This window comes from Nocardia sp. CC201C (genome assembly GCF_030010695.1).
In the GTDB taxonomy this organism is placed as follows: domain Bacteria; phylum Actinomycetota; class Actinomycetes; order Mycobacteriales; family Mycobacteriaceae; genus Nocardia; species Nocardia otitidiscaviarum.
Map to the genome: position 1 here is coordinate 1 of NZ_JASCXP010000663.1, position 2262 is coordinate 2262.

The following is a 2262-nucleotide window of genomic DNA, read 5'->3' on the forward strand; positions in this document are numbered from 1 at the left end:
GCCGCACGCACAACCCCACCGGTGGGCGCGGAACCCAACCGCGACAACCCTATCGGCCCACCGGTGGGCCGCGCACTCCCCCACCGCCCGCCCCCGGGCCCAACCTCCGGCGGAGACGTATGACGACGGCCGATACCGACGGCAGCGCCCTGCGACTGCTGTCGACCATCCTCACCCACTTCGACAGCCTCGACGCCTTCCTCGCCCAACTCCACCACGAACTCGACGGCCCCACCCAGATCCTGCCCCGCGTCGACCCGGACACCGCGCCCACACCGCACCCGCCCCGACCGCCGATCCCCCGCATCTCGATCGGCAGCACGGGTCGCCACGCACGCCGCGACACGCGGCCCCCGTCCCGCTGGCAGCCGTAGCCCTACCGCCGTTCGAACACTCGAACCCCCAGGTGCACGCCGCCTTCGGCCCTGCCGCGAGACTCGGCGGGGTTGCGGCCACGGGGCCATGGCCAGCACACGCGTACCCCGCACCCGCCGCACTCGAGAACAGCCGATCCGGCGATGCCGCCACCACTTACTGGGACAGCTCGTGCTCCGGCCGATAATCCGACCGATCACGGGCACCACCTTGTGATGACCGCCACTCTGTGCTCTCATCAGTGGTACGCAGATACGGTGAGCGTTTCAGTGCCTCACTCTCTGCGAAAGTCTCGATGAGGAGCAGTGGACATGGACAATCTCAACAGGCGATTCGCGCTGAAAGTCGGTGGGGCTCTAGGCGCTTTCGGCGCGCTGGCCGCCGTCGCACCCGCGCGGGCGCAACCGTGGACCTGGTCACCGGAGGGGTCGGTGGCCGGAAACGGGAGCGGAACCGATCCGATGTATGTCTGGGACGCCGAAGCCGATCCGGTGATCGCCCGTCTCATCGACAGCGGCGAGGTGCCTCGCGTCAACGAACTGCTGCGAACCTGGACCCGCAACGGACAGCCCCTGCCCGCGGGATTGCCGACGGAATTGCGCGACTTCATGGAATACGCCCGGCAGCTGCCGCACTGGACCGACCCGGCGAAACTCGCCACCGCGGTGGACTTCAACAAGAAGCGTGGCCTCTACCTCGGTGTGCTGTACGGGCTGGCCAGCGGCATGATGAGCACGGTCATCCCCAAGGAGGCCCGCGCGGTCTACTACTCCAAGGGCGGGCACGACCTGCGCGACCGCATCTCCAAAACCGCCAAACTCGGCTACGACATCGGCACCCACAATGCCTACGCCCCCGCCGGCGAAATGGTGGTGACCTGCGTCAAGACCCGGCTCGCCCACGCCGGGGTGCGGCATCTGCTGCCGCGGTCGCCGCACTGGAAAGCCATGGCCACCGAGGAGATTCCGATCAGCCAGAACGACATGATGGTCACCTGGCACAGCCTCCCGACCACGGTCATGAAACACCTCACCGCCTGGCGGGTACCGATCCCGGACAACGAATCCGACGCCTTCCTGCACTCCTGGCAGGTGGCCGCGCATATGCTCGGCATCCGCGACGAGTACATCCCCAACTCCTGGGCCGAGGCCGATTCCCAAGCGGCACAGGTGCTCGACCCGATCATCGCGGTCACCCCGGAGGGCGCGAAGCTCGCCGACCGGCTGCTCGGACTGGGCAACCAGCTCGACCTGTCCATCGTCACCCGACCGGTGCTGGGCGCGTTCACCCGCTTCCTGCTCGGCGACCGGATCGCCGACGGCCTGGGCATCCCCCGCGAAATCCTCTGGGACCCACTGCTGCGGGTGAGCTGGGGACCGTTCATCGCGGTCCGCGAAGGCGTACTCACCGCCGTCCCGCCCACCCAGGAGGCGTACTGGATGTTCGACGAATTCCTGCGCCAGGCCGCCCTGATCTACCTGGCCGATCTGCGCATGCCGATCAGCATCGAAATCCCGACCATGAACCGCGATCTCAGCCAGCCGCCGCGCTGACCCATACTCAGGAGATTCACCCTATGCGTTCCGCCCTGCACCTCGCTGTCGCCTCGATCACCGCGACCACCCTCGTGGCCACCGCCGCCCAGTCCGCCGCCGCACCCGCACCCGCACCGCCCCCGGTGGCCGTCGTCGCCGACGGCACCGGCTCCTCCGCCCTGGACTCCGGATCGGCCGCCGCGGACTCCCTCGCCCTGTTCGCACAGCAGGGCAATGTCATCGGCATCCTCGCCCTCCTGGTCGCCGCACCCCTGCACATCATGACCGGCACAATCTGTGAGATGGCGACTCTGTCGGCCCTGCCCAGCCCCTGCGCACCCCGGGTCTACTG

At 68.6% G+C, this 2262-nt stretch carries 2 protein-coding genes and 1 pseudogene; all 3 read left to right on the forward strand.

Features of this window, described 5'->3' with window-relative positions; translation table 11 throughout:
- The first annotated feature begins 119 nt into the window (after window positions 1-119).
- Window positions 120-374, forward strand: a complete 255-nt coding sequence (locus QK444_RS35630; RefSeq protein WP_282786432.1) for a hypothetical protein — start codon at window positions 120-122, stop codon at window positions 372-374.
- Between the two features lie 312 nt (window positions 375-686).
- Entirely contained in the window at window positions 687-1928 is a 1242-nt protein-coding gene (locus tag QK444_RS35635; RefSeq protein ID WP_282786433.1) for an oxygenase MpaB family protein, read from the forward strand.
- A gap of 23 nt (window positions 1929-1951) precedes the next feature.
- A pseudogene (locus tag QK444_RS35640) lies at window positions 1952-2262 on the forward strand (hypothetical protein); the annotation flags it as partial.